This is a genomic window from Guyparkeria sp. WRN-7 (assembly GCF_001641825.1).
Taxonomy (GTDB): Bacteria; Pseudomonadota; Gammaproteobacteria; order Halothiobacillales; family Halothiobacillaceae; genus Guyparkeria.
Genome location: NZ_LRFH01000005.1, coordinates 1 through 23,730 on the forward strand (window position 1 = coordinate 1; position 23,730 = coordinate 23,730).

The 23,730-nt window shown below is 65.8% G+C and carries 19 protein-coding genes and 1 tRNA gene; 8 read left to right on the plus strand and 12 right to left on the minus strand.

Annotated features, from left to right (window positions below):
* Both trpD and AWR35_RS10720 read right to left on the minus strand, forming a co-directional pair.
* A partial coding sequence (gene trpD / locus AWR35_RS03970) for an anthranilate phosphoribosyltransferase (RefSeq protein ID WP_066185066.1) occupies positions 1–578 on the minus strand: 578 nt, incomplete at its 3' end.
* Positions 579–755: 177 nt separating this feature from the next.
* Positions 756–2,294: a hypothetical protein gene (locus tag AWR35_RS10720; protein ID WP_156413929.1), complete on the minus strand. Its 1,539-nt coding sequence runs from the start codon at positions 2,292–2,294 to the stop codon at positions 756–758.
* A gap of 694 nt (positions 2,295–2,988) precedes the next feature.
* Between AWR35_RS10720 and glyQ the strand changes: the two genes are divergently transcribed.
* The 5 genes from glyQ (at position 2,989) to AWR35_RS03995 (ending at position 8,505) form a co-directional block, all read left to right on the plus strand.
* Positions 2,989–3,915: a glycine--tRNA ligase subunit alpha gene (gene glyQ, locus AWR35_RS03975; protein WP_058574677.1), complete on the plus strand. Its 927-nt coding sequence runs from the start codon at positions 2,989–2,991 to the stop codon at positions 3,913–3,915.
* 74 nt (positions 3,916–3,989) lie between these two features.
* On the plus strand, positions 3,990–6,068 hold the full coding sequence (glyS, locus tag AWR35_RS03980) for a glycine--tRNA ligase subunit beta (RefSeq protein WP_058574678.1): 2,079 nt from the start codon (positions 3,990–3,992) through the stop codon (positions 6,066–6,068).
* A 10-nt stretch (positions 6,069–6,078) separates the two neighbouring features.
* On the plus strand, positions 6,079–6,828 hold the full coding sequence (locus AWR35_RS03985) for a lysophospholipid acyltransferase family protein (RefSeq protein ID WP_058574679.1): 750 nt from the start codon (positions 6,079–6,081) through the stop codon (positions 6,826–6,828).
* Positions 6,794–7,720, plus strand: a complete 927-nt coding sequence (locus tag AWR35_RS03990; protein WP_058574680.1) for a fructosamine kinase family protein — start codon at positions 6,794–6,796, stop codon at positions 7,718–7,720. The genes AWR35_RS03985 and AWR35_RS03990 overlap by 35 nt, the downstream gene beginning before the upstream one ends.
* A gap of 11 nt (positions 7,721–7,731) precedes the next feature.
* Complete coding sequence (locus tag AWR35_RS03995; RefSeq protein ID WP_058574681.1) at positions 7,732–8,505, plus strand: SDR family NAD(P)-dependent oxidoreductase; 774 nt, start codon at positions 7,732–7,734, stop codon at positions 8,503–8,505.
* Between the two features lie 19 nt (positions 8,506–8,524).
* On the opposite strand, the gene AWR35_RS04000 is transcribed toward AWR35_RS03995, so the two are convergent.
* Entirely contained in the window at positions 8,525–9,427 is a 903-nt protein-coding gene (locus tag AWR35_RS04000) for an AraC family transcriptional regulator (protein WP_058574721.1), read from the minus strand.
* A 419-nt stretch (positions 9,428–9,846) separates the two neighbouring features.
* On the opposite strand from AWR35_RS04000, the gene AWR35_RS04005 reads away from it, so the two are divergent.
* The 3 genes from AWR35_RS04005 (at position 9,847) to AWR35_RS04015 (ending at position 12,732) form a co-directional block, all read left to right on the plus strand.
* Positions 9,847–11,007 carry a carboxymuconolactone decarboxylase family protein gene (locus AWR35_RS04005; protein ID WP_066185067.1) on the plus strand — a complete coding sequence of 387 codons (1,161 nt, stop codon included), beginning with the start codon at positions 9,847–9,849 and terminating at the stop codon, positions 11,005–11,007.
* Between the two features lie 120 nt (positions 11,008–11,127).
* Positions 11,128–11,484: a cyclophilin-like fold protein gene (locus tag AWR35_RS04010; protein ID WP_058574682.1), complete on the plus strand. Its 357-nt coding sequence runs from the start codon at positions 11,128–11,130 to the stop codon at positions 11,482–11,484.
* Positions 11,485–11,679: 195 nt separating this feature from the next.
* Positions 11,680–12,732 (plus strand): NAD(P)-dependent alcohol dehydrogenase, encoded by a 1,053-nt coding sequence (locus AWR35_RS04015; RefSeq protein ID WP_197408127.1) that lies wholly within the window; start codon positions 11,680–11,682, stop codon positions 12,730–12,732.
* 69 nt (positions 12,733–12,801) lie between these two features.
* Here AWR35_RS04015 and AWR35_RS04020 read toward each other — a convergent pair.
* The 9 genes from AWR35_RS04020 to rnr all read right to left on the minus strand — a co-directional run bounded on the left by AWR35_RS04020 (position 12,802) and on the right by rnr (position 23,557).
* A tRNA-Ser gene (locus AWR35_RS04020) sits at positions 12,802–12,894 on the minus strand.
* Between the two features lie 160 nt (positions 12,895–13,054).
* Positions 13,055–13,252, minus strand: a complete 198-nt coding sequence (gene csrA / locus AWR35_RS04025) for a carbon storage regulator CsrA (protein WP_058574684.1) — start codon at positions 13,250–13,252, stop codon at positions 13,055–13,057.
* A 79-nt stretch (positions 13,253–13,331) separates the two neighbouring features.
* The gene (locus AWR35_RS04030) at positions 13,332–14,564 is read right to left on the minus strand and encodes an aspartate kinase (RefSeq protein WP_058574685.1); all 1,233 of its coding nucleotides are present in this window, start codon (positions 14,562–14,564) and stop codon (positions 13,332–13,334) included.
* 146 nt (positions 14,565–14,710) lie between these two features.
* Positions 14,711–17,326, minus strand: a complete 2,616-nt coding sequence (alaS, locus tag AWR35_RS04035; protein ID WP_058574686.1) for an alanine--tRNA ligase — start codon at positions 17,324–17,326, stop codon at positions 14,711–14,713.
* Between the two features lie 96 nt (positions 17,327–17,422).
* Complete coding sequence (locus tag AWR35_RS04040) at positions 17,423–17,908, minus strand: regulatory protein RecX (protein ID WP_197408128.1); 486 nt, start codon at positions 17,906–17,908, stop codon at positions 17,423–17,425.
* Positions 17,909–17,923: 15 nt separating this feature from the next.
* Positions 17,924–18,967 carry a recombinase RecA gene (gene recA / locus AWR35_RS04045; RefSeq protein WP_058574687.1) on the minus strand — a complete coding sequence of 348 codons (1,044 nt, stop codon included), beginning with the start codon at positions 18,965–18,967 and terminating at the stop codon, positions 17,924–17,926.
* Between the two features lie 86 nt (positions 18,968–19,053).
* Positions 19,054–20,235 carry a pyridoxal phosphate-dependent aminotransferase gene (locus tag AWR35_RS04050; protein ID WP_058574688.1) on the minus strand — a complete coding sequence of 394 codons (1,182 nt, stop codon included), beginning with the start codon at positions 20,233–20,235 and terminating at the stop codon, positions 19,054–19,056.
* Between the two features lie 140 nt (positions 20,236–20,375).
* On the minus strand, positions 20,376–21,146 hold the full coding sequence (rlmB, locus tag AWR35_RS04055; protein ID WP_058574689.1) for a 23S rRNA (guanosine(2251)-2'-O)-methyltransferase RlmB: 771 nt from the start codon (positions 21,144–21,146) through the stop codon (positions 20,376–20,378).
* Positions 21,147–21,157: 11 nt separating this feature from the next.
* A complete protein-coding gene (rnr, locus tag AWR35_RS04060; protein ID WP_058574690.1) occupies positions 21,158–23,557 on the minus strand; it encodes a ribonuclease R in 2,400 nt (799 codons plus the stop codon).
* Between the last annotated feature and the right edge of the window lie 173 nt (positions 23,558–23,730).

Consider the following 23,730-nt stretch of genomic DNA (forward strand, 5'->3'; position numbering starts at 1 on the left):
AGCAGCATCGCCGGCGCGCCGGCCGGGTTGGTCAGCGGACCAAGGACATTGAACAGGGTCCGCACGCCCAGCTCCTTGCGCGGCACGGCGGCGTGGCGCATCGAGCCGTGGTGGCGCGGGGCGAACATGAAGCCGATGCCCAGCTCGCGCACGCAGCGGGCGACGCAATCGCTGTCGACCTCGAGGTTCACCCCGGCGGTCTCGAGCATGTCGGCACTGCCCGAGCGGCTGGTGACCGAGCGGTTGCCGTGCTTGGCGACGTGACCGCCGGCCGCGGCGACCACGAAGCTCGAGGCGGTGGAGACATTGAACAACGCTGAACCGTCACCGCCGGTACCGACGATATCGACCAGGTGCGGCACGTCGACCTGCACGCCCACCGCCAGCTCGCGCATCACCTCGGCGGCGGCCGTGATCTCGTCGATGGTCTCGCCCTTCATGCGCAGCGCGACCATCAGGCCGGCGACCTGCACCGGCGTGGCCTCGCCAGCCATGATCTGATGCATGACCGCGTACATCTGCTCGCGGCTCAGATCATGACGGTCAATGGTGCGGGCAATGGCTTCGCGGATATCCATGGGGTGTTCGGCGTTCCGGCGTGAATCTGGCGGGAAACGGTAGCACGGGTGGGGGATGGTGCGCAGCAATCGGGGGTGGACGGAAGCCAAGGTCATCGTCCGGGACGGGACAGCTCACGCCTTGCTTGCCGGTAAATTGGGAGCGCAGCGAGTAATTTATCAGCGTGCAGCAACTTGTTAGGTTGGACCAAAATAGGAGGCTTTACCTTCACGCCAGCGCTTTTCGACAGCATTCCCATCCACTGCATTAGCCATCAAAATATCCGTTGTTTGCCCTGCATCTTTTCGGGAACTGACAACCTCTCCGTTAATTATCGTTACCATACCGGATTCATACAGAAAATCGCACCCAAATAAACATAGAGGGAATACGATTCTTGGGTCCGTCTTCTCCGAATCAGTGCAATAAGCACGCTTCTTCTTATGAGCGGCAACCAACGCTGCAACGGAATATTCTTTTCCACAAATAGCACAGCTTTCGGTCACTTTTCCATTAAACAGCCATTCCCGAAGGATCGCTTGCTCCCGTCTTACAAAGACCTCTCTGGAGACTTCTGCCGCGCCAGTAGACAACAACCTCTTCAAGCGATTACTGAACATTCTATATCTTTCATCAAGATCAGTTGATGATTTGCTGGGACACCCAACCTCAGAAATGAGGGTGTAGGTGTACTTCTTACGAGTATGTGTTTTGTCAACGTGTACTAGAGGAGACGCGGTGACAGCCTTATCAACATTTGGCTTGCTAAATCCAAGTCCAAGTAGGTGGTGTTTCAGAGGCGGATACTTACTCGCCCCTTTGCCAGCTAGATGTTGGACTACAGCCTGTTCAATTTCGGTCAAGGGCTGAGGTGAACCAAGGAAAACCGCAGTCCCATCAGTAATTTCAAACCACTTTGACTGATATAGCCATTTTCGGATGACTTCAGAGCTGGGGTACTCATACTTTTGAGTCCGACGACGTAAAGAATTTCGGAGCGTCTCAGCAAGAATATGGACATTATTGGCATTGGAAACTGAGGCTATTTTCTCGCAGCTGTTTATAATTGTGTTATCTCGATCCTCGAATATATACCACTGTTGATCACCGTCTTGGATAACCTCCGCCTCGGCGCCAAGTTCCATAAAACGCCATATACGATCAGCCGCCTCAGGCCCGATTTCATTTTCGAGGTACGCCTTGGTAGCCAACCCAAGAAGCCCTGGCAAGGTCTTCGCTTTTTTAAAAAACCTCTTGAGATCTACTATCGCTGACTTGGTGCCCAGAAAAGTTTTTTCGTCAAACTCTGCTTCAGAACGAGAAAGCTTCTTCAGATTGTGATCTACAAACTGGTAGTTGCCAATCGCCCCGAGGTCACTCCCTAGGTTTAACAGTCCAAGAATTCGAGTGCTCGGGGAAATAACGCCCAATCTTGTAAGCCTTTTACGAATTACAGGTATAGATTCGAAATCAACTTTACTTATTTCTTCTAACGCAACTTGAAGCACTGGGAAATCTTCGATCGACGCTTTGGCCTTGAAAGCAGACTTGAGAATCTGCCGAACTCGCTCTCTGGTTCCTATGGAAAGCTGATCGCCTATTTGCTCAAGAGTGGGCCAAGCAATGTCGCCAAATCCATAGTGAAGCAAAACAGCTTGGGCGTCCCTAGACTTGTTTTCCCTCCTTTGGGGGATATTTGTGTCCAGCCACTGAGATAATTCTTCTTCTACGCTCACCATCTACTCCAAAACCTAACGCCAGAATAAGCCGCCGTTTGGAGCGCCAGCGCAAAACGGTCGGCTTGATTCATTAGTTAGCAATCCTCTCTCCGGATAGCCCTTGGCCCGACCATAACTTGGTCACCTTTCGAAAAAGGGGTCATAGACCTTTTTCTCCTTCAAGCCGCGGACCTTAGATCCTACAGCTGTGGCTGTCGGTTTTGCCCGCCAATCATCATTGGCCAACCTTAGCGGACCGGTTGCCCGGCGGGCGAGCCCCTTTTCTTGCTTGTCCAAGAAAAGGGGCGAAAAGAAGGACACCCTGCGCCCTAGTCCTGCGGACCCGGTAGCCTCTCATCGAGGCTACCGGCCTCACGAGCGAAAGCCGGCTGATCGGGGTCGGTTCGACGCGACCTCCTGTCGCCGCGAACCTCGAAGCGACGTCCCTGTAGCTTCGCCCCGGCCGCCCTTCGCTCGTGAGGCAGGACGCCAAGGGGAACCCCCTTCGATCCGGCTTGGCTAGAATCGGCGAACCGGCCTCCTTTCTTGCTTATTGCCTGCCAGACATCGACGAGACCAACTGACCTTCAACGGCCATCTCCTCTGGCAACCGCCTTGCCCGTGCAGAGCCACCGCCCATCGGTATACTATGGCCGCTTTGCGTTCGGCTCGGCGCCGGGCGCGTCCAGACACGATCTACACAAGAATTCTCATGAGTCAGCCTTCCATCGAAACGCGCTTCGACCTGTCGACCTTCCAGGGCCTGATCCTGGCCTTGCAGAGCTTCTGGGCCGAGCAGGGTTGCGCGGTCCTCCAGCCGCTGGACATCGAGGTCGGCGCCGGCACGTTCCACCCGGCCACCTTCCTGCGCTCGATCGGCCCGGAGCCGTGGCGCGCGGCCTACGTGCAGCCGTCACGACGGCCGACCGACGGCCGCTACGGCGACAATCCCAACCGGCTTCAGCACTACTACCAGTTCCAGGTGCTGTTGAAGCCCTCGCCGGACAATATCCAGGAGCTCTACCTCGAGTCCCTGACCCGGCTGGGCTTCGACCCGCTGACCCACGACATCCGCTTCGTCGAGGACAACTGGGAGTCGCCGACGCTGGGCGCCTGGGGCCTGGGCTGGGAGGTCTGGCTCAACGGCATGGAGGTGACCCAGTTCACCTACTTCCAGCAGGTCGGCGGGCTCAACTGCCACCCGGTCTCGGGCGAGATCACCTACGGTCTCGAGCGCCTGGCGATGTACCTGCAGGGGGTGGAAAACGTCTACGACCTGGTCTGGTCGCGCTCGGATGCCGGCGTGATTACCTACGGCGACGTCTACCACCAGAACGAGGTCGAGCAGTCGGCCTACAACTTCGAGCAGGCCGACACCGCATTCCTGTTCCAGCACTTCGACCACGCCGAGGGCGAGTGCCAGCGCCTGGTGGAGGCGGACCTGCCGCTGCCGGCCTACGAGCAGGTACTCAAGGCCTCGCACGCCTTCAACCTGCTCGACGCCCGCCGCGCGATCTCGGTGACCGAGCGCCAGCGCTTCATCCTGCGGGTGCGCGGCATGGCCCGCGCCGTGGCCGAGCGCTACTACGCGGCACGCGAGGCACTGGGCTTCCCCATGGCGGCCGGCAACACCGACTGAACGTCACACGGGCCACGAGACAGGTACGCGGCCGGACGGGCCACGAAGACTACGCATAACAGGTACGGACTTTCATGACTGACACGGCGGACTTTCTTTTCGAACTGGGCACCGAGGAACTCCCGCCCAAGGCACTGACCACCCTGCGCGACGCCCTTGAAGATGGCATCCGCGAGGGACTGGACGAGGCCGGGCTGGCTCACGGCAAGCTCACGGCCTATGCCGCCCCGCGCCGCCTGGCCGTGCTGGTCGACGATCTCGCCCGTGCCACCGAGCCCAAGCCGGTCGAGCGCCGCGGCCCGGCGGTCAAGGCCGCCTATGACGCGGACGGCAACCCGACCAAGGCCCTGACCGGCTTTGCCAGCGGTTGCGGTGTCGAACCCGACCAGCTCGAGACCATGAAGACCGACAAGGGCGAGTGGCTGGTCCACCGCTACACCGAGCCGGGCCAGTCGGCGGGCGACCTGCTGCCCGGCATCGTCGAGCGCGCACTCGACAAGCTCCCCGCCCCGAAGCGCATGCGCTGGGGCACCTCCAAGGCCGAGTTCATCCGCCCGGTGCACTGGGCACTTGCCCTGCACGGCAGCGACGTCGTCGACATGACCCTGTTCGGCCACGCCGCCAGCAATAAGACCTTTGGCCACCGCTTCCATCACCCGGACGCGCTGACCGTCGCCGCCCCGGCCGACTACGCCGCCACCCTGCAGAAGCAGGGCCATGTGCTGGCCGACTTCGCCGAGCGCCGTGCCCACATCGAGTCGCAGGTCAACAAGAAGGCCGACGAGATCGGCGGCCGGGCGCACATCGATGCCGACCTGCTCGACGAGGTGACCGCGCTGGTCGAGTGGCCGGTGGCCGTGGCCGGCGAGTTCGAGGCCCGCTTCCTCGAGGTGCCGCACGAGGCGCTGATGTACACCATGCAGGACGACCAGAAGTACTTCCCCGTCCTGGATGCGAACGGCGCGCTGATGCCCTGGTTCATCACCGTCGCCAACATCGAGAGCCGCGACATGGAGGCGGTGCGCCACGGCAACGAGCGGGTCATCCGGCCGCGCTTCGCCGACGCGATGTTCTTCTGGGAAGGCGATCTCAAGACCCCGCTGGAATCGCACCTCGAATCACTCAAGCACCTGGTGTTCCAGAAACGCCTCGGCAGCGTGTTCGACAAGGTGGTCCGCATCGAGCGGCTCGCGGAGAAGATCGCCGAGGAGATCGACGCCGAACCGCAGGCGGCCCGTCGCGCCGCACGGCTTTCCAAGTGCGACCTGCAGACCCAGATGGTGGGCGAGTTCGCCGGCCTGCAGGGCACCATCGGCTACCACCTGGCCCGCCACGAGGGCATGGACGAGGACGTCGCGATCGCGCTAGACGACCACTACCGTCCGCGTCGTGCCGGCGACGACCTGCCGCGCAACAAGGTGGCCCAGGCCGTGGCGCTGGCCGACCGGCTCGACACGCTGATGGGCATCTTCGCCATCGGCCAGGCGCCCACCGGCGCCAAGGACCCGTTCGCCCTGCGCCGCGCCGCGCTGGGCGTGCTGCGCATCCTGGTCGAGGAGGAACTGGACCTCGACCTGGTCAACCTGCTGCTCGACGCCGCCGAGGGCATCGCGGAGAAGGTGCCGGAAGCGCAGGACCACGTCATGGGCGTGTTCGAGTTCGTCACCGAGCGCCAGCATCGCTACAGCCTCGACCGCGGCATCCGCAGCGACGTCTTCCAGGCCGTCTCGATGACCGGCACCCGCCGGCCGCTGGACTTCGAGCAGCGCATGCGGGCGGTCAACGCCTTCATCGAGCTGCCGGAAGCAGAAGCACTGGCCGCGGCCAACAAGCGCATCGGCAACATCCTCAAGAAGCATGACGGGCCGGTGCCGGAGACGGTCGACGAGAAACGGCTGGTCGAGCCGGCCGAGCAGCGCCTGTGGGAGGCGGTCGACGCGATCGGCCCGCGCCTGGAGGGCCTGCTGGCCGAGGGCGACTACACCGCCGCGCTCACCGCGCTGGCCGACCTGCGCGAGCCGGTGGATGCGTTCTTCGACTCGGTGATGGTGATGGCCGACGATACGGCCCTGCGCGACAACCGCCTCGCGCTGCTGGCCCGCATCAACGCGCTGTTCCTCGCCATCGCCGACGTCTCCCAGCTGCAGGCGTAAGGCCGACGCGATGCTCACCTGGCTACGGACGGCCCTGTTCGCGCTGCTGGCGACGTGCTCGCTGCTGCTGCACACGCCGATCCTGCTCGCCGGGCGGTTCCTGCCCTTCGAGCGCCGCTACCGGCTGCTGTTCTCCTTCGGCCGCTCGATCCTGTGGCTCGCCCGCGTGATCACCGGCATCCGCTACGAGGTCGAGGGGCTCGAGCACCTCGACCCGAATGGCGGCAACCTGGTGCTGGCCAAGCACCAGTCGATGTGGGAGACGATGTTCCTGCCGAGCACGCTGCGATTCCCGGCGTTCGTCCTCAAGCGCGAACTGCTGCGCATCCCGGTGTTCGGCCAGGGCCTGAAGGCGATCGAGCCGGTCGCGATCGACCGCTCCGCCGGGCGCAAGGCACTGGCCCAGATCCTGACCCAGGGAAAGGCGGCACTGGCCGACCACCGCGACGTGGTGATCTTCCCCGAGGGCACCCGCCGTCTGCCGGGCATGCCGGCCAATTACCGCATCGGCGGGGCCATGCTGGCCGAGCGCAGTCGCGCCCGGGTCGTCCCCATGGCCGTCGATTCGGGCTGCCTGTGGCCGAAGAAGGGCTTTCGCATGCGCCCCGGCACCATTCACGTGGCGTTCGGCCCGCCGATCGAGACCGAGGGCCGGACGGCCACCGAGATCAACGACGCCACCCAGGAGTGGATCGAGGCAAGACAGGAGGCTCTCTATACCCGCCATGGCTGCCCCAACCACGTATCAGGCACTTCTTGACGACACCATCGCCCGCATCCAGCGCGGCGAGGCACCCGAAAACGCGCTCACCGAGCGTCTCGCCGACGCGGGCTCGCTCGAGCTGACCGACCAGCGTGGCGTCGGCGGCGGCTGCATTGCCGATGCCACCCGGCTGGAGACCAGCATCGGGCCGCTGTTTCTCAAGACCCACCCGGACCGCGACGACGGCATGTTCCCCGCCGAGGGCCGTGGACTCGAGGCGCTGGGGGAGCGCATCCGCACGCCGGACGTGGTCGCCTCGGGCAGCGTCGACGGCACCGCCTACCTGCTGCTGGAATGGCTGGACCTGGCCTCGGTGGACGGTGCGGCACTGGGCGAGGCGATGGCCGAGCTGCACGCCGAACCGCAACCGGCCTTCGGCTGGCACGAGGACAACTTCATCGGCGCGATGCCGCAGCTGGGTGGCGAGGACGACGACTGGGCCCGCTTCTACGGCCAGCGCCGTCTTGCCCCACAGCTCGACTGGGCGGCCGAGCGCGGCCTTTCGGGGCGGACCATCGATGCCGGCCGGGAGCTGATCGACACCCTGCCCGCCTTCTTCAGCGACTACCAGCCCTACCCGGCGCTGATCCACGGCGACATGTGGGGCGCGAACCACGGCGCGCTCACCGACGGCACCCCGGTGCTGTTCGACCCGGCCACCTACCGCGCCGACCGCGAGGCCGAGATCGCCATGACCGAGCTGTTCGGCGGCTTCGCGCCCGGCTTCTACCGTGCCTACGAGGCCCACCTGCCGCTCGACCCCGGCTACCGGGTGCGCAAGACGCTCTACAACCTCTACCACGTCCTCAACCACTTCAACCTGTTCGGCGGCGGCTACGGCAGCCGCGCCGACGGCATGATCCGCCAGCTGCTCGCCGAGATTCGCTGAAGGAGGATTCCATGACGAACGCATCGCCCCGCGCCCTGATCACGGGCAACAGCAGCGGCCTCGGGCTGGGCCTGAGCCACGCCCTGCTCGACCGCGGCTATCAGGTTCATGGCTGCAGCCGGCGCGGCTGCGCCGCGCTCGCCGACCGGGTGGTCGACGTCCACTGCGACCTGTCGGACTTCGATGCCATCGGGCCGGCGCTCGACCAGCTGCTGGCCGGTGTCGACCGGCTCGACCTGGTGGTGCTGAACGCCGGCATCCTCGGCGAGATCGAGGACATGAGCCGGATGTCGGTGGAACGGCTGCGCGAGATCATGGACATCAACGTCTGGTCCAACAAGGTGGTCCTCGACTGGCTGCTCGGCTCGGGGATCGCCATCGACCAGATCGTCGCGATCTCCTCGGGCGCGGCGGTGCTGGGCAACCGCGGCTGGGGCGGCTACGCGCTCTCCAAGGCGACCCTGAACATGCTCTGCCGGCTGTATGCCCACGAGTTCCCGGACACGCACGTCGCGGCCGTCGCCCCGGGCCTGATCGACACGCGCATCATCGACACGCTCTGCGAGCTGAAGGACACGGAGCGCTTCCCGGCGCTGGCACGCATCCATGCCGCCCGCGGCACAGAGACCCTCCTGTCGCCGGCCGCTGCCGCCGAACGCCTCCTCGAGGCACTACCGGCCCTGAAGAAGGATTTCGAAAGCGGCAGCTTCGTCGACGTGCGCCAGATCCTCGCGCCTAAGGAATACGAGGAGCTGATGGCCGCCCGCAACCGACCGGGCGGCTGAATCGCCTTCCCCGGAGCCGTCAGCCCGGCGCGTCCTGCAACAGGGTGCGGATGTCGCGCATGGGCGGGGCGCCGAACTGGCGCCGGTACTCGCGGCTGAACTGCGACGGGCTTTCGTAACCGACCTCGAATGCCGCTCGTGACGCATCGACGTGCTCCGTCAGCATCAGTCGACGCGCCTCGTAGAGCCGCATCCGCTTCTGGTACTGCAACGGGCTCATGGCCGTCATCGCCCGGAAGTGGCTGTGGAAGGCCGACAGGCTCAGGCCGGCCTTGCCCGCCAGCTCCTCCACCTTCACCGCCTCGCTGTAATGCCCCTTGAGCCAGTCGATCGCCCGCGAGATCCGGTAGCCGTGGTGACCGACCATGGCGATCTGCCGCAGGCGCGCGCCCTGCTCCCCGACCAGCAGGCGGTAGAAGATCTCCTGCTTGATCAACGGCGCGAGAACAGGAATGTCCTCCGGCTGCGCCAGCAGGTCGATCAGCCGGTTGGTCGCATCCAGCAGGGGCTCGGAGACCTCGCTGACCGCGATGCCGGAATGGGGTTCGGCCGACCGGGCTGACGGCGCGCCCTGCCCCAGCATCAGCTGTGCAATCAGGCGAAGATCGAGTTCGAGTGTCAACCCCAGGTAGGGCTCTGCTTCGCTTGCCTCCGTGATCTGCGCCACCACCGGCAGATCGACGGAGGTGATCAGGAAGCGGTGGGCGTCGTAGACGTAGCTCTCCTCGCCCAGCACCAGCCGCTTGCGCCCCTGGCCGATCAGGCAAACACTGGGAGGCAGCATGTAGCTGGTCGGCTCGGTCGGCGTTTCCCAGCGATGCAGGCCGAGGCCCTCGATCGCCGTATCGAGCCGATTGCTGCCGCCGGTCCATCGGGCAATCCGCTGGGCCAGATCCTGCGCTTTCCCCATTTCGTCAGTCATCACCCCCTCCCAGCACACCGGCAGCCCCAGCTCGAGAAAGGCACGCCCCGTCAACGCGTTACTTTCCCACTCGCCCGAAGTAAAGAGTACTCGCCCAGTTCCGGGTCGACAAAGCCGAATCGCCATACCGAGCAGGATCAGGCAAAGATCCAGGTGGATCAGGCCAGACTCGTGCTCGGGCTTCGACCATGATTCAACGACAGGCACCCCGGACACCGTTCTTTCGCCGGGCGACATCGAACGAAACAGGAATGGGCAAGAGTGAAACACGATCGTTCTACCGCCCGGCCGGCGCGGCGAACCACACTTTGAAAAAACGACGACGCCGATTCCTACACTGGCAATGAACCCGACAACGTCGATCTCGCGTACGGAAACCCGCCAGCACAAGAGCCGACGATCATTCAGGAGGACTCGCCATGCGCACCAGAACGCCATTTTTCCGCAAGCTGTTGCTCGCGATGACCAGTTGCTGCACGGCCTCCGGGATGGCGGCCGACACCCCGCCCAGGCACCAGGTGCTCTACCCGGCCGGCTCGCAACAGTCGTTTACCGGCCCGGCCGAGTACTTCACCGGCAAGGTGCGGGTGGACGTGCTCTTCCCGGAAACCGACACCGCCCACTACTCGGGGGCCTACGTCACCTTTCATCCGGGCGCACGAACGGCCTGGCACGCCCACCCCGCCGGCCAGCACATGGTGGTGACCGACGGCATCGCCCTGACCGGAACGCGTGACGGCCGGATACTCGAATTCGAGGAAGGCGAGACGGTCTGGTGCCCACCCGAGATCGACCACTGGCATGGCGCGACACCCGACGCGCCGATGACCCACCTGGTCATCACCGGCAGCAAGGATGGCGAGAACGTCGTCTGGAAGGAGAAGGTCGACGACGCAACCTACCTTGGCGACCGTCAGCGCGAGGAGACGACTGCCGACGTCGGCGCCCTCTCGTCGAGACAGCAGGCACTCGTGCCGATCGCTGCGTTCACCGCCAGCGGCGACCTCGAGTCGTTGAAGACCGCGACGGACAACGGCCTCGATGACGGCCTGACCATCAACGAAGTCAAGGAAATCCCGATTCACCTCTACGCCTACGCCGGCTTCCCGAGAGCGCTCAACGCCCTGGGCACCGTGATGGCCGTCGTCGAGGAGCGACGGGCCAAGGGCATCGAGGACGAGCGCGGCGAGCCACCCCACTCCATGCCCGGGGGCAAGGACAGCCTCGAGCGGGGCCGGGAGGTACAGACACGCCTGGCCGGTCAGCCGGTCACCGGCCCACTGTTCGAGTTCGCCCCAGGGATCAACGAGCTGCTGCAGGCCCACCTGTTCGGCGACCTGTTCGCCCGGGGCCTGCTGGACGAGCGGGATCGCGAACTGGTGACCGTGTCCGCGCTGGCGAGCATGGACGGTGTCGAATCGCAGCTGAAAGCGCACATCGGGATCGCCACCAATGTCGGCCTGAGCCGGGAAGAACTCACCGCACTGGCCGCCGTGCTGGGAGGATCAGCTGGCTCCCAACAGCAGACCCGGGTCGAGCAGGCCATTCAGGCGGCCCTGCCCGATCGGGACGAGCCGTAGATCGGCGCCATGAGACCGGCCCACCACCTCGGCACGACGAGCGTGATGGCTGCCGTGACGCTCCTTGCCTCTCAGGCTCTCGCCGGGCCGCCGGAAGCGGACGCTCCCAGGGGAACGACCATGATCCACATTCACCTGAGTGCCGCGGGCGAGAGGCTGGAGGCAAGGCTCGACGACACGGCGGCAGGACGCGACTTCGCCCGCCTGCTGCCGATCGAGCTCACGCTCACCGACTTCCACGCCACCGAGAAGGTCGCGGACCTGCCACGCCGGCTCGATACCACGAACGCGCCGGACCGCTACGCCGCACAGGTCGGTGACATCACCTATTACGCCCCCTGGGGCAACCTTGCGATCTTCTACCGGCCGTTCCCGGCCGCCCGGGGACTGGTCCGCCTCGGTGAAATCGAAGGATCGATCGATGCGCTGCGGCAGGACGGTGAAATCCCCGTGCGCATCGAACGGGCCGAGGAGTAGCGCCCGCTGCTGGCGAACGACGAACGGGACGGAAAACAACCAAACCCGTGAACAAGGCATGACCGACACCAAGGACCCACAGCCATGACAGACGACACACGGCTTTCACGCAGGCGATTCATCCAACTGACGGCAGCGAGCGGTAGCGGTCTGCTCCTTGCCCCCTACCTGAACGCATGGGGAGGAACACCCGAAATGACGAACATCAAATCGAAGGGCTACGCAGCGGTCGACACCTCCGGGAAACTACAACCCTGGGAATTCGAACGCCGCCCGGTCGGCGACAACGACGTCCTGATCGAGACCAGGGCCGCGAGCATCTGCCACTCCGACATCCATCAGATGAAGGGGCATTGGGGGCCGCAGCAGTACCCCCAGGTGCCCGGCCACGAGATCGTCGGCATCGTCACCGCCGTGGGCAGGAACGTCACCGAGTTCAAGGTCGGCGACCGGGCCGGCGTCGGCTGCATGGTGGACGGCAACCCCGAATGCGAGAGCTACCAGCGCGGCGAGGAACAGTACTGCGCCGACACCACCTTCACCTACGGCTACCCGCAGGAGAGCTCACCGACCGGCATTTCGCAGGGCGGCTACTCCACCAACATCGTCGTCGACGCGCACTTCGTCGTGCACATCCCCGAGCACATCACCTTCGAGCAGGCCGCCCCATTGCTGTGTGCCGGCATCACCACCTACTCCCCGATCATGAAGTTCGACCTGAAGCCGGGGGACAAGGTCGGTGTCGCCGGGATCGGCGGGCTGGGCCACATGGCCATCAAGATCGCGCTCTCCAAGGGGGCGGAGGTCTATGCCTTCACCACCTCGCCGGACAAGGTCGACGACATTCTCGGCTTCGGCGCCAAGGAGGCGGTAGTCGTCGACGATCCCGCCCGGATGGCGCCCTACCGGGGGATGCTCGACTACATGATCTGCACCATTCCCTACGAGTACGACGTCGCAACGTACCTGTCGGTGGTCAAGCCGTTCGGCACCTTTACCCAGGTGGGCATGCCGATCGGGTTCGAAACCACGCTCAGCGCCATTGCCTTGGCGAATACCCGCGTCAATTTCAACGCCTCCCTGATCGGTGGCATGCCGGAGACCCAGGAGGTGGTCAATTACTGCGCGGACCACAAGATCCACCCGCAGATCCAGATGATCTCGGCCGATCAGATCAATGAGGCCTGGGAAAACGTGGTCAACAAGAAGGCCCGCTACCGGTACGTGATCGATCCAGCAACGATCTGACCGCCACCGGCCCCTGCCCGGAACAGCAAAAAGCCCCGCCGGCAACGCCGACGGGGCTTTTCTTCGTTATGGCGGAGAGAGAGGGATTCGAACCCTCGAAGGGGCTATAAACCCCTTACTCCCTTAGCAGGGGAGCGCCTTCAGCCACTCGGCCACCTCTCCAATCAAGAGCGCCGCATGGTAGCGGCTTTGACGGCAAGAATCAACGGCCCGGACAGGCCGCCAACAGGGCCTTTCCACCCGCCTTTTCGGCCAGCGGAAAAACGCGGGGGGTCACGACCGTCAACTGGTGACGGTCACCATCAGCTCGGGATCGGGCCGATCAGCTCGAGGAGCTACCCTCGTCGCCTTCCTCGGTCTCGCTCTTGATGCGCTGATAGATCTCCTCGCGATGCACGGCGACATCCTTGGGCGCATCAATACCGATTCGGACCTGGTTGCCCTTGATGCCGAGCACGGTGATGGCGACGTCGTCGCCAATGCGCAGCACCTCACCAATTCGGCGGGTCAAAATCAACATATCGGGTCAGCCTCTGTGTTTGACGCCCCCACCTGTCTCCGTTGGGGGCCTTGCCGGATATTAGCCTGTAAGCCGTCGATCAGCTCAGGGATACCTCGGGGGTATCCAGCTCGAAGGCATCGTGCAGGGCACGGACCGCGAGCTCCAGGTACTTGTCGTCGATCACCACGGAGATCTTGATCTCGGAGGTGGCGATCATGCGGATGTTGATCTTCTCCTCGGAAAGCACCCGGAACATCTTCGAGGCAATGCCGGCGTGCGAGCGCATGCCCACGCCCACCAGCGAGATCTTGACGATGTTGTGGTTGCCGGAGACCTCGCGCGCGCCGAGCTCGTCGGCGGTCTTGCGCATCAGCTCGAGGGCCTTGTCGAAGTCGTTGCGATGAACCGTGAAGGTGAAATCGGTGGTGTCGTCGGCACCGATGTTCTGCAGGATCATGTCGACTTCGATGTTGGCGTCACCGATCGGGCCGAGGATCTTGTAGGCGATCCCCGGGCTGTCCGGCACGCCCTTGATGGTGAGCTGGGCCTCGTCCTTGTGGAACGCGATCCCGGAAATTACTGGTTCTTCCACGCCGTCTTCCTCCAGGGTAATCAGGGTGCCGGGGCCGTCCTGGAACGAGGACAGCACCCGCATGGGCACGTTGTACTTGCCGGCGAACTCCACCGAACGGATCTGCAGGACCTTCGAGCCCAGGCTGGCCATTTCCAGCATTTCCTCGAAGGTGATCCGGTCGAGGCGGCGCGCCTTGGGCACCACCCGGGGATCGGTGGTGTACACGCCGTCGACGTCGGTGTAGATCTGGCACTCGTCGGCCTTGAGCGCCGCGGCCAGGGCCACCGCGGAGGTGTCCGAGCCGCCCCGGCCGAGCGTGGTGATCTGGCCATGCTCGTCCACGCCCTGGAAGCCGGCGACCACGACGACGCGGCCGGCATCGAGATCGCCACGGATGGTGTCGGTGTCGATCGACTGGATGCGCGCCTTGGTGTGCGTGCTGTCGGTGAGGATGCGCACCTGCGCGCCGGTGTAGGAGCGCGCGTCCTGACCGCGCGCCTGCAGGGCCATGGAGAGCAGCGCGATGGTCACCTGCTCGCCGGTGGCGACCAGGGTGTCGAGCTCGCGCGGGGTCGGCTCGGCCTGGATCTCGTTGGCCATGCCGATCAGGCGATTGGTCTCGCCGCTCATGGCCGAGACCACCACGACCACCGAGTCGCCGTTTTCGGTCGCTCGCTGGACTCGCTCGGCGACCGCCTGGATACGCTCGACACTGCCGACCGAGGTACCGCCGTATTTCTGAACGATTAACGCCATATGGTTTCCTTAGCACCCGAATGCCGGTGCCAGCTCCTTTTCGCTGACGTGATTAAAGTCAAAGCAGCCGGGCAGTATAAACGGCTCGCCGCATTTTTTCACCCGTCAGGCCGCCTTCCCCCTTGACACACCGGGAGCGCCCGGGTTCAGCCGAGCTTCTCGGCCACCCACTGACGGGCCGCCGAAAGGGCGTCGTCAAGCCGCTCGGGCTGGCTGCCGCCGGCCTGCGCCATGTCGGGGCGACCGCCACCCTTGCCGCCGACCTCGGCCGCGGCGACATTCACCCAGTCGCCGGCCTTGAAGGTCTTGGTCAGATCCTTGGACAGCCCCGCCACCAGGCGCACCTTGCCGTCATCGACGGTGCCGAGCAGGATCGCGGCGGTGCCGAGCTTGTCGCGCAGCTTGTCCATGCTCTCGCGCAGGGTGCCGGCATCCGCGCCCGGCAGCGCCGCGACCAGCACCTTGGCCGAGCCGATGGTCTCGGCGCTGTCGGCGAGCTCGTCACCACTGGCGGAGGCCAGCTCGGCCTTGATCCGGGCCAGTTCGCGCTCCAGCTGACGCGAGCGCTCCAGCATCTGTGCCACGCGCTCGGCCGCCTCGGTCTTGGGCCCACGCAGCAGCTCGGCAATCTCGCCGATGGTCTGGTCGGCCCGCTCGGCCTCGGCCAGCGCCGTGGCACCGGTGGCCGCCTCGATGCGGCGCACACCGGAGGCGACGCCGGACTCGGCCACGATCTTGAACAGGCCGATGTCGCCGCCGCGGCGGGCGTGCGTGCCGCCGCAGAGCTCCATGGAGAACGGCCCCATGGTCACCACGCGCACGGTATCGCCGTATTTCTCGCCGAACAGGGCCATCGCGCCGGCAGCGCGGGCGTCGTCGATCGCCATCTCGCGGGTCTCGACGGCGTGGTTCTCGCGGATCTGGGCATTGACCAGCCGCTCGACCTCGGTGAGCTGCTCGCGGGTGACCGGCTGGTCGTGGGAGAAGTCGAAGCGCAGGGCCTCGGGGGCGACACGCGAGCCCTTCTGCTGGACGTGCTCGCCGAGCACCTCGCGCAGGGCGGCGTGCAGCAGGTGCGTCGCGGAGTGGTTCAAGCGGATCGCGGCACGGCGATCGGCATCGATGCGGGCGGTGACCGCGTCACCCGCCCCCATGCGGCCGTCGGTAAGCGTGCCGTGATGCAGGAAGACGCCGCCCTGCTTCTGGGTGTCGTGCACGACAAAGCGGCCGTTGGCCGACTCGATCACGCCGGTATCGCCCACTTGGCCGCCGGATTCGGCGTAGAACGGCGTGCGCTCAAGCGCGATCACGCCGTCCTGTCCGCCCTCGAGCGCATCCGCCTGGCTGCCCTCGCGGGCGACCGCGGCCACCTGCGTTTGCAGGGCCTCCTGCTCGTAGCCCTCGAACACGGTCGGCTCGTCGATGCCGATCTTCACCGTCTCGGCGGTGAAGTGGCTCGCGGCACGCGACTGGGCGCGGCGCTCGGCCATCTCCCGCTCGAAGCCGGCCTCGTCCACCGCGAGACCCCGCTCGCGGGCGATGTCGGCGGTCAGGTCGAGCGGGAAGCCGTGGGTGTCGTAGAGCTTGAAGGCGGTCTCGCCATCGATGGTGCCGCCTTCCGGCAACTTGGCGACCGCCTGCTCGAGCACCTGCATGCCGGAGGCCAGCGTCTGCAGGAAACGCTCTTCCTCGGCCAGCAGCACGCGCGAGACCTCGTCGGCCGCCTCGGCCAGTTCCGGGTAGGCGTCGCCCATCTCACGGACCAGCGGCTGAACCAGCTTGTGGAAGAACGGCGCATCCTGGCCGAGCTTGTGGCCGTGACGGGCCGCACGGCGGATGATCCGGCGCAGCACGTAGTCGCGGCCTTCATTGCCCGGGCGCACGCCGTCGACGATCAAAAAGGCGCAGGAACGGATGTGGTCGGCGATCACCTTGAGCGAGCTCGACTCGCGGTCGCTCGCCCCAGTGGCCTCGGCGGCGGCGTCGATCAGGTGACGGAACAGGTCGATCTGGTAGTTCGAGTGCACGCCCTGAAGCACGGCGGCGAGGCGCTCGAGGCCCATGCCGGTGTCCACCGACGGCTTGGGCAGGTCGGAGAGCGTGCCGTCGGCCGCCCGGTCGTGCTGCATGAAGACGATGTTCCAGATCTCGATGAACCGGTCACCGTCCTCGTCCGGCGAGCCCGGCGGGCCGCCCGGGATCTCCGGGCCGTGATCGTAGAAGATCTCGGAGCACGGCCCGCAGGGGCCGGTGTCGCCCATCTGCCAGAAGTTGTCGGAGCCGCCGTCGGGATCGTCGCCGATGCGCAGGATGCGGTCCTCCGGCAGGCCGATGTCGTCGCGCCAGTGGGCGTAGGCCTCGTCGTCGCTCTCGTAGACCGTGACCAGCAGACGCTCGGCCGGCAGACCGAGGGTCTCGGTCAGGAAGTCCCAGCCGTAGCGGATCGCGTCGCGCTTGAAGTAGTCGCCGAAGCTGAAGTTGCCCAGCATCTCGAAGAAGGTGTGATGCCGGGCGGTGTAGCCGACGTTCTCGAGGTCGTTGTGCTTGCCGCCGGCGCGCACGCAACGCTGCACCGAGACCGCGCGCGGGTTGGCGCGCTTCTCCTGACCGAGAAAGGCCTCCTTGAAGGGCACCATCCCGGCGTTGGTGAACAGTAGCGTCGGGTCATTGGCCGGAATCAACGACGAGGAGGGCACGACTTCGTGCCCCCGCTCGGCGAAGAAATCCAGGAAGCTTTGGCGAATCTCGGCGCTGGTCTTCATGCACGAACCATCTCGGAAAACGGGAGGACAAAGCGCGGATTGTAGCGCAGTCCGATGCCATTTCCGATGCGTCCGGGCCAGAGCCGGATCAGCCGATCAGAGAGGAGTCGCCTCCGACTCGTCCGATTCGGGCCACCAGCCGGCCAGTTCGTGGGAAAGATCGGGCGGAAAGCCGCGTCGAACGAGGTGCTGATGGCGTTTCGCCCGGTCGGGAAAGTCGGCGGGTGGCTCGCGGTAGCGGGCCAGCAGCTGTTCGCGTGCCAGTACCTCCCAGTCACGCGGTTCGGCAGCGAAGGCCTCGGCCATCACGCCCTCGTCGACGCCCTGCTGGGCGAGTTCGTTGGCGATCCGGTCGGGGCCGTAGCGCCGCGCCGAGCGGGCGCGGATCAGGCTCTCGGCATAACGACGATCCGACTGCCAGCCCTCCTCGACCAACTGGTCGAGTACCGGCTCGATCTCCTCGTCGGCAAAGCCCTTGTCGGCGAGCTTGCGCGCCAGTTCCAGCCGACTGTGCTCGCGGCGAGCCAGCATGCCGACGGCGCGCTTCTCGCAGTCGAGCAGGCGACGCTTCTCCTCGTCCACGAGACGCGGACGGCCTTACGAGGTCTGGTCGACCGGTGCCTCGTCGGCTTCGCTGGCCTCGGCCGGCGCCGGCTTGGGCATCATGATGTCGCGGATCTGCGTCTCGATCTCCGCGGCAATCTCCGGGTTCTCGGCGAGAAACTGGCGAGCGTTGTCCTTGCCCTGACCGATGCGGGTATCGCCGTAGGAGTACCAGGCGCCGGCCTTCTGGATGATGCCGTGCTTGGCACCCAGATCGACCAGTTCGAGCAGGTGAGAGATGCCCTCGCCGTAGAGAATGTCGCAGTCGACCACCTTGAACGGCGGCGCCATCTTGTTCTTGACCACCTTGATGCGGGTCTGGTTGCCGATGACTTCCTCGCCCTTCTTCACCGCGCCGACACGACGGATGTCGAGGCGCACGGAGGAGTAGAACTTGAGCGCGTTGCCGCCGGTGGTGGTTTCCGGGCTGCCGTAGGTGACGCCGATCTTCATCCGGATCTGGTTGATGAACATCACCATGCAGTTGGTGCGCTTGATGTTGCCGGAGAGCTTGCGCAGCGCCTGGCTCATCAGACGGGCCTGCAGGCCGACGTGGGAGTCGCCCATCTCGCCCTCGATCTCGGCCTTGGGCACCAGGGCGGCGACCGAGTCGACCACGACCACGTCCACCGCGCCGGAGCGCACCAGCATGTCGGCGATCTCGAGTGCCTGCTCGCCGGTATCCGGCTGGGAGACCAGCAGGTCGTCGACGTTGACGCCCAGCTTCTCGGCGTAGCCCGGATCCAGCGCGTGCTCGGCGTCGATGAAGGCGCAGGTCCCGCCTTCCTTCTGCGCCTGGGCGATGGTCTGCAGGGTGAGCGTGGTCTTGCCCGAGGATTCCGGACCGTAGATCTCGACCACGCGGCCGCGCGGCAGGCCACCGATGCCGAGCGCGGCATCCAGGGAAATCGAGCCGGTGCTGATCGCGGGGACATTCCGTCGCCCCTCGTCGTTCATGCGCATTACCGCTCCCTTGCCGAACTGGCGTTCGATCTGGGACAGGGCGGCGCCTAGGGCCTTCTTGCGGTTCTCATCCATCAATCAACTCCCACCCCTTCGGGCTTGATATGCAGGCAACAGGGCACGACCGACCTCCTGTCAGTCATGCGAAAAACGTAACGGTATCAGGCCGTCGGCAGGACCGCCTCGATCCGGCCGATGGCCTCGCGCAGCGCGTCCAGGCTGGTCGCGTAACTCAGGCGGACGTGCCCCGGCGCACCGAAGGCCGAGCCCGGCACCACCGCCACGCCGGCCTTCTCGAGCAGATGCTCGGAGAAGGCGACGTCGTCGTCGATGCCCAGCGCGGCCATCGCCGCCGAGACGTCCGGGAAACTGTAGAAGGCGCCCTGCCCCGGCAGGCAGGTGACGCCCGGCAGCGCGTTGAGCGCCTCGACCACGTAGTCGTGGCGCTCGCGGAAGGCGGCGACCATGGCGTCGATCTCCGACTGGTCGCCGGCGATGGCCTCGCAGGCCGCCTTCTGCGCGATCGAGCAGGCCCCGGAGGTGCTCTGCGACTGGATCACCTTCATCGCCTTGATCAGATCGGCCGGCCCGGCGGCATAGCCGATCCGCCAGCCGGTCATGGCGTAGGCCTTGCTCACGCCGTTCAGCACCACGGTGCGCGGCGCGAGGTCCGGCGCCACCATGGCGATGTTGGAGAACGGCTCGTCCGCCCAGAGGATCTTCTCGTACATGTCGTCGGTCGCGATCACGATCTCGGGGTGATCGCGCAGGACGTCGGCGAGCTGCGCCCAATCCTCGCGGGTGTAGGCCACGCCGGTCGGGTTCGACGGGCTGTTGAGCATCACCAGCCGGGTCTTGTCGGTGATCGCGGCGGCCAGCTGGCGCGGCGTTACCTTGAAGCCCTGGTCCTGGCTGGCCGAGACGATCACCGGCTCGCCGCCGGCCAGGCGGACCATGTCCGGATAGGAGACCCAGTAGGGGGCAGTGACGATGGCCTCGTCGCCCGGGTTGAGCAGCGCCTGGCAGAGATTGAAGATGCTCTGCTTGCCGCCGGTCGAGACGATGATCTGGTCGAGGCCGTACTCGAGGCCCTGGTCGGCCTTGAGCTTGTCGGCGATGGCCTGACGCAGCTCGACGATGCCCTCGACTGCGGTGTAGCGGGTAAAGCCGTCGCGGATCGCCTGGATGCCTGCCTCGCCGATGTGTTTCGGCGTGTCGAAGTCCGGTTCGCCGGCGCCGAGGCTGATGATGTCTCGCCCGGCGGCACGCAGCTCGGCCGCCTTGGCGGTGACGGCAAGTGTCGGCGAGGGACGGACCCGGCGTACCCGGTCGGAAAGGTTCATGACGGCAATTGACTCCCTGGCAGGCGTTCGCGTGCGAGGCGAAGACACCGCACCACGTTGAATTGGTTTGGCCGGCATTTTACCGGAAACGCGGAGCGGTTTCGAAGGGAGTTGCGGGCCGCGGGGCGGGCAAAAGGGCCTCAGTCGGCACCGGTCAGTCGCTGGCGACGGAACTCGAACAGGCAGACGGCCGTGGCCACCGAGACGTTGAGGCTTTCCACGCCGGGGGCCATCGGGATATGGATCAGCTGGTCGCAGCGCTCGCGGGTCAGGCGGCGCAGACCGCCGCCTTCGGCACCCATCACCAGCGCGACCGGTTCGCGGGCAAAGTCGCTCTCGTAGAGCGACACCGGACCCTCGCCGGCCGCGCCGACGATCCACAGACCGCGGCCCTGAAGGTCGGCCAGCGTACGGGCGAGGTTGGTGACCTGGATGAAGGGCAATCGCTCGGCCGAGCCGGCCGAGGTCTTGCGCGCCGCCGCGGTGAGACCGCAGGCACGATCCTTGGGCGCGACCACCGCCAGCACGCCGGCCGCCTCGGCCCCACGCAGGCAGGCACCGAGATTGTGCGGGTCGGTGACGCCGTCGAGCACCAGCAGCAGCGGCGGCTCGCCTGCCTCGTCGAGCAAGGCGGCCAGATCGTTCTCGTCGCCGGCCTGAGCCAGCGCGACACGCGCCGCCACGCCCTGGTGGCGCAGGGGCTTGCCGTCGCTGCGCAGCTTATCGAACCACGCCGGATCGCGGTGTTCGACCGCCACACCAGCGCGGTTGGCAAGCGACTGCAGCCGGCGGGCGCGCTTGTCGTCCCGCCCCGAGAGCACCACCTGCTCGACCCGCTCGGGGTGGTCGCGCAGGGCGGCCTCGATGGCATGAAAGCCACCGATCCAGGTCAGGTCATGGGAACGGGCCATCGCCGCGGCGATCAGTCGGACGAGTCGCCGGAGGACTCGCCGCCCTGATCCGCGCCCTTGTCGCCACCCTCTTTGCCGCCGCCCTGCGGCTTGCGGCGGCGACGGCGGCGCGGACGGCGCTTCTTGCCACCGCCCTCGCCGGAACCGGACTTCTCCTCGTCCCCGCGTGACTCGTCACTGCCAGACTCGTCACCGCCGGACTCGTCGGCAGAGGCACCCTCGTCGTCCGACGGCTCCTCCTCGTCCGGCAGCATGAAGTCGATCTTGCGCTCGTCGAGATCGACACGCGCGACGCGCACCCGGATGGTGTCGTTGAGCGAGTAGGTCTTGCCGCTGCGCTCGCCCTTGAGCGAGACGCTGACCGGATCGAAGTGGTAGAAGTCGCGCTTGAGGGCGGTGATGTGCAGCAGACCCTCGACGAAGAAGTCCTTGAGCTCGACGAACAGGCCGAAGCCGAGCACCGAGGCGACTCGCCCTTCGTAGACGTTGCCGACCTTGTCGAGCATGAACTCGCACTTGAGCCAGTCAGTGGCCGCCCGGGTCGCCTCGTCGGCGCGGCGCTCGTTGTTCGAGCAATGCTCGCCGATGAGCAGCATTTCCTCGTGGCTGTACGGGAACTGCTCGGCCGAGCCGGTACGCAGCACGTGGCGGATGGCGCGATGCACCATCAGGTCCGGGTAGCGGCGGATCGGCGAGGTGAAGTGCGCGTAGTGCTCGTGCGCCAGGCCGAAGTGGCCCAGGTTGTCCGGCGCGTAGACCGCCTGCTGCAGCGAGCGCAGCAGCAGCGTCTGGATGGTGGCGAAGTCCGGACGACCCTGCGCCTCGGCGATCAGGGCGTTGAAGTCCGCCGGGGTCGGCTTGTCGCCGCCGCCGAGGGTCAACCCCTTCTCCTTGAGCGAGGCGCGCAGGTCGTCGATCTTCTCCGCGCCCGGGCGATCGTGGACCCGGTAGAGCGACGGGATCTTGCGACGCGCGAGGAAGCGGCCGGCGGCGACGTTCGCCGCGATCATGCACTCCTCGATGATCTTGTGCGCGTCGTTGCGCTCGTAGGGCACGATCGCCTCGATCTTGCGGTTCTCGCCGAAGACGATCTTGGTCTCGATGGTGTCGAAGTCGATCGCCCCGCGCGATTCGCGCTCGGCGCGCAGCACCTTGTAGAGCGAGTGCAGCGCCTCGAGCGGCTTGATCACGTGGCTGTGCTTGTCGCGCTCTTCCTGGTCGTTGTCGAGCAGCATGGCCGCGACGTTGTCGTAGGTCAGGCGCGCGTGACTGCGCATCACGCCCTCGAAGAAGCGCGAGCGGATGATCTGGCCCTGGCTATTGATCAGCATCTCGGCGCAGAGGCAGAGGCGATCAACGTCCGGGTTCACCGAACACAGGCCGTTGGAAAGGATCTCGGGGAGCATCGGCACCACGCGACCCGGGAAGTACACCGAGGTCGCGCGGCGGAAGCCTTCCTCGTCGAGCGCCGACCCGATGCGCACGTAGTGCGAGACGTCGGCGATCGCCACCAGCAGGCGGAAGCCCTTGGGCGTGGGTTCGCAGAAGACCGCGTCGTCGAGGTCCTTGGAGTCCGCGCCGTCGATGGTCACCAGCGGCACGTCGCGCAGGTCGACCCGGCCGACCTTGTCTTCCTCGGCGACCTGGTCGCTCATGTCCTCGACGTGCTTCTTGACCGGCTCCGGCCACTCGTGCGGGATGCCGTGGGCGCGGATGGCGACGTCGATCTCCATGCCCGGCGACATGTGGTCGCCCAGCACTTCGATCACCTTGCCGACCGGCTTGTGTCGCTGGGTGGGCTGCTCGACCAGCGCGACCCGGACGATCTGGCCGTCCTTCGCACCGCCCAGGGCCTCCATCGGGATCAGCACGTCCTGGGTCATGCGGGTGTTGTCGGGGATGACGAAGGCCACGCCGGCCTCGATCACCAGTCGACCGACGACCTCGGCGTTGGCCCGCTCGATCACCTCGACCAGCGCGCCCTCGGGACGGCCGCGACGATCCTCGCCGACCACCTGCACCACGGCGCGGTCGCCGTGCAACAGGGCCCGCATGATGCGCGGCGAGAGGAAGACGTCGTTGCCGCCCTCGTCCGGCACCAGAAAGCCGAAACCGTCCCGATGACCGATCACCCGGCCGCGCACCAGCTCCGCCTTGGTGACCGGCACGTAGCCGCCGCGGCGGTTGCGGATGGCCTGGCCATCACGCTCCATCGCCCGCAGGCGACGGCGCAGCCCTTCGATGCGCTCCTCGTCACCGTCGTAGCCGAGTTCGCTGATCAGCTTGTTGAGCGTGATCGGCCCGTCCTGCTTGGCCAGCAGATCGAGCAGGAACTCGCGGCTGGCGACGGGGTTGTCGTATTTCTCGGCTTCACGCGGGGCGTTCGGGTCTTCGAGGTTTGAATCGGTCATGGATACCTGAAAAGTGCGTCTGGAAAGTCGCTCGCGAAACACGGACTTAATCTGACGTGTCGGCGAGAGATATAGCCGGCCATCATAAAGGAAACATTGCCCGAATAGCCAATGTCTCTGGCTTGCCGGCCCGTTTGCCATCAAGGCGTTGCTCCGAAGGCGCACGAGCCATT

Coding starts and splice junctions, on each gene's coding strand:
- AWR35_RS04000 (WP_058574721.1), bottom strand. CDS start 9,427: ATGACTGACGAAATGGGGAAAGCGCAGGATCTGGCCCAGCGGATTGCC.
- rnr (WP_058574690.1), bottom strand. CDS start 23,557: ATGACCGATTCAAACCTCGAAGACCCGAACGCCCCGCGTGAAGCCGAG.
- AWR35_RS04005 (WP_066185067.1), top strand. CDS start 9,847: ATGCGCACCAGAACGCCATTTTTCCGCAAGCTGTTGCTCGCGATGACC.
- AWR35_RS03990 (WP_058574680.1), top strand. CDS start 6,794: ATGGCTGCCCCAACCACGTATCAGGCACTTCTTGACGACACCATCGCC.
- AWR35_RS04030 (WP_058574685.1), bottom strand. CDS start 14,564: ATGGCGTTAATCGTTCAGAAATACGGCGGTACCTCGGTCGGCAGTGTC.
- AWR35_RS04050 (WP_058574688.1), bottom strand. CDS start 20,235: ATGAACCTTTCCGACCGGGTACGCCGGGTCCGTCCCTCGCCGACACTT.
- csrA (WP_058574684.1), bottom strand. CDS start 13,252: ATGTTGATTTTGACCCGCCGAATTGGTGAGGTGCTGCGCATTGGCGAC.
- rlmB (WP_058574689.1), bottom strand. CDS start 21,146: ATGGCCCGTTCCCATGACCTGACCTGGATCGGTGGCTTTCATGCCATC.
- AWR35_RS03995 (WP_058574681.1), top strand. CDS start 7,732: ATGACGAACGCATCGCCCCGCGCCCTGATCACGGGCAACAGCAGCGGC.
- glyQ (WP_058574677.1), top strand. CDS start 2,989: ATGAGTCAGCCTTCCATCGAAACGCGCTTCGACCTGTCGACCTTCCAG.
- alaS (WP_058574686.1), bottom strand. CDS start 17,326: ATGAAGACCAGCGCCGAGATTCGCCAAAGCTTCCTGGATTTCTTCGCC.
- AWR35_RS04010 (WP_058574682.1), top strand. CDS start 11,128: ATGATCCACATTCACCTGAGTGCCGCGGGCGAGAGGCTGGAGGCAAGG.
- glyS (WP_058574678.1), top strand. CDS start 3,990: ATGACTGACACGGCGGACTTTCTTTTCGAACTGGGCACCGAGGAACTC.
- recA (WP_058574687.1), bottom strand. CDS start 18,967: ATGGATGAGAACCGCAAGAAGGCCCTAGGCGCCGCCCTGTCCCAGATC.
- AWR35_RS04015 (WP_197408127.1), top strand. CDS start 11,680: ATGACGAACATCAAATCGAAGGGCTACGCAGCGGTCGACACCTCCGGG.
- AWR35_RS03985 (WP_058574679.1), top strand. CDS start 6,079: ATGCTCACCTGGCTACGGACGGCCCTGTTCGCGCTGCTGGCGACGTGC.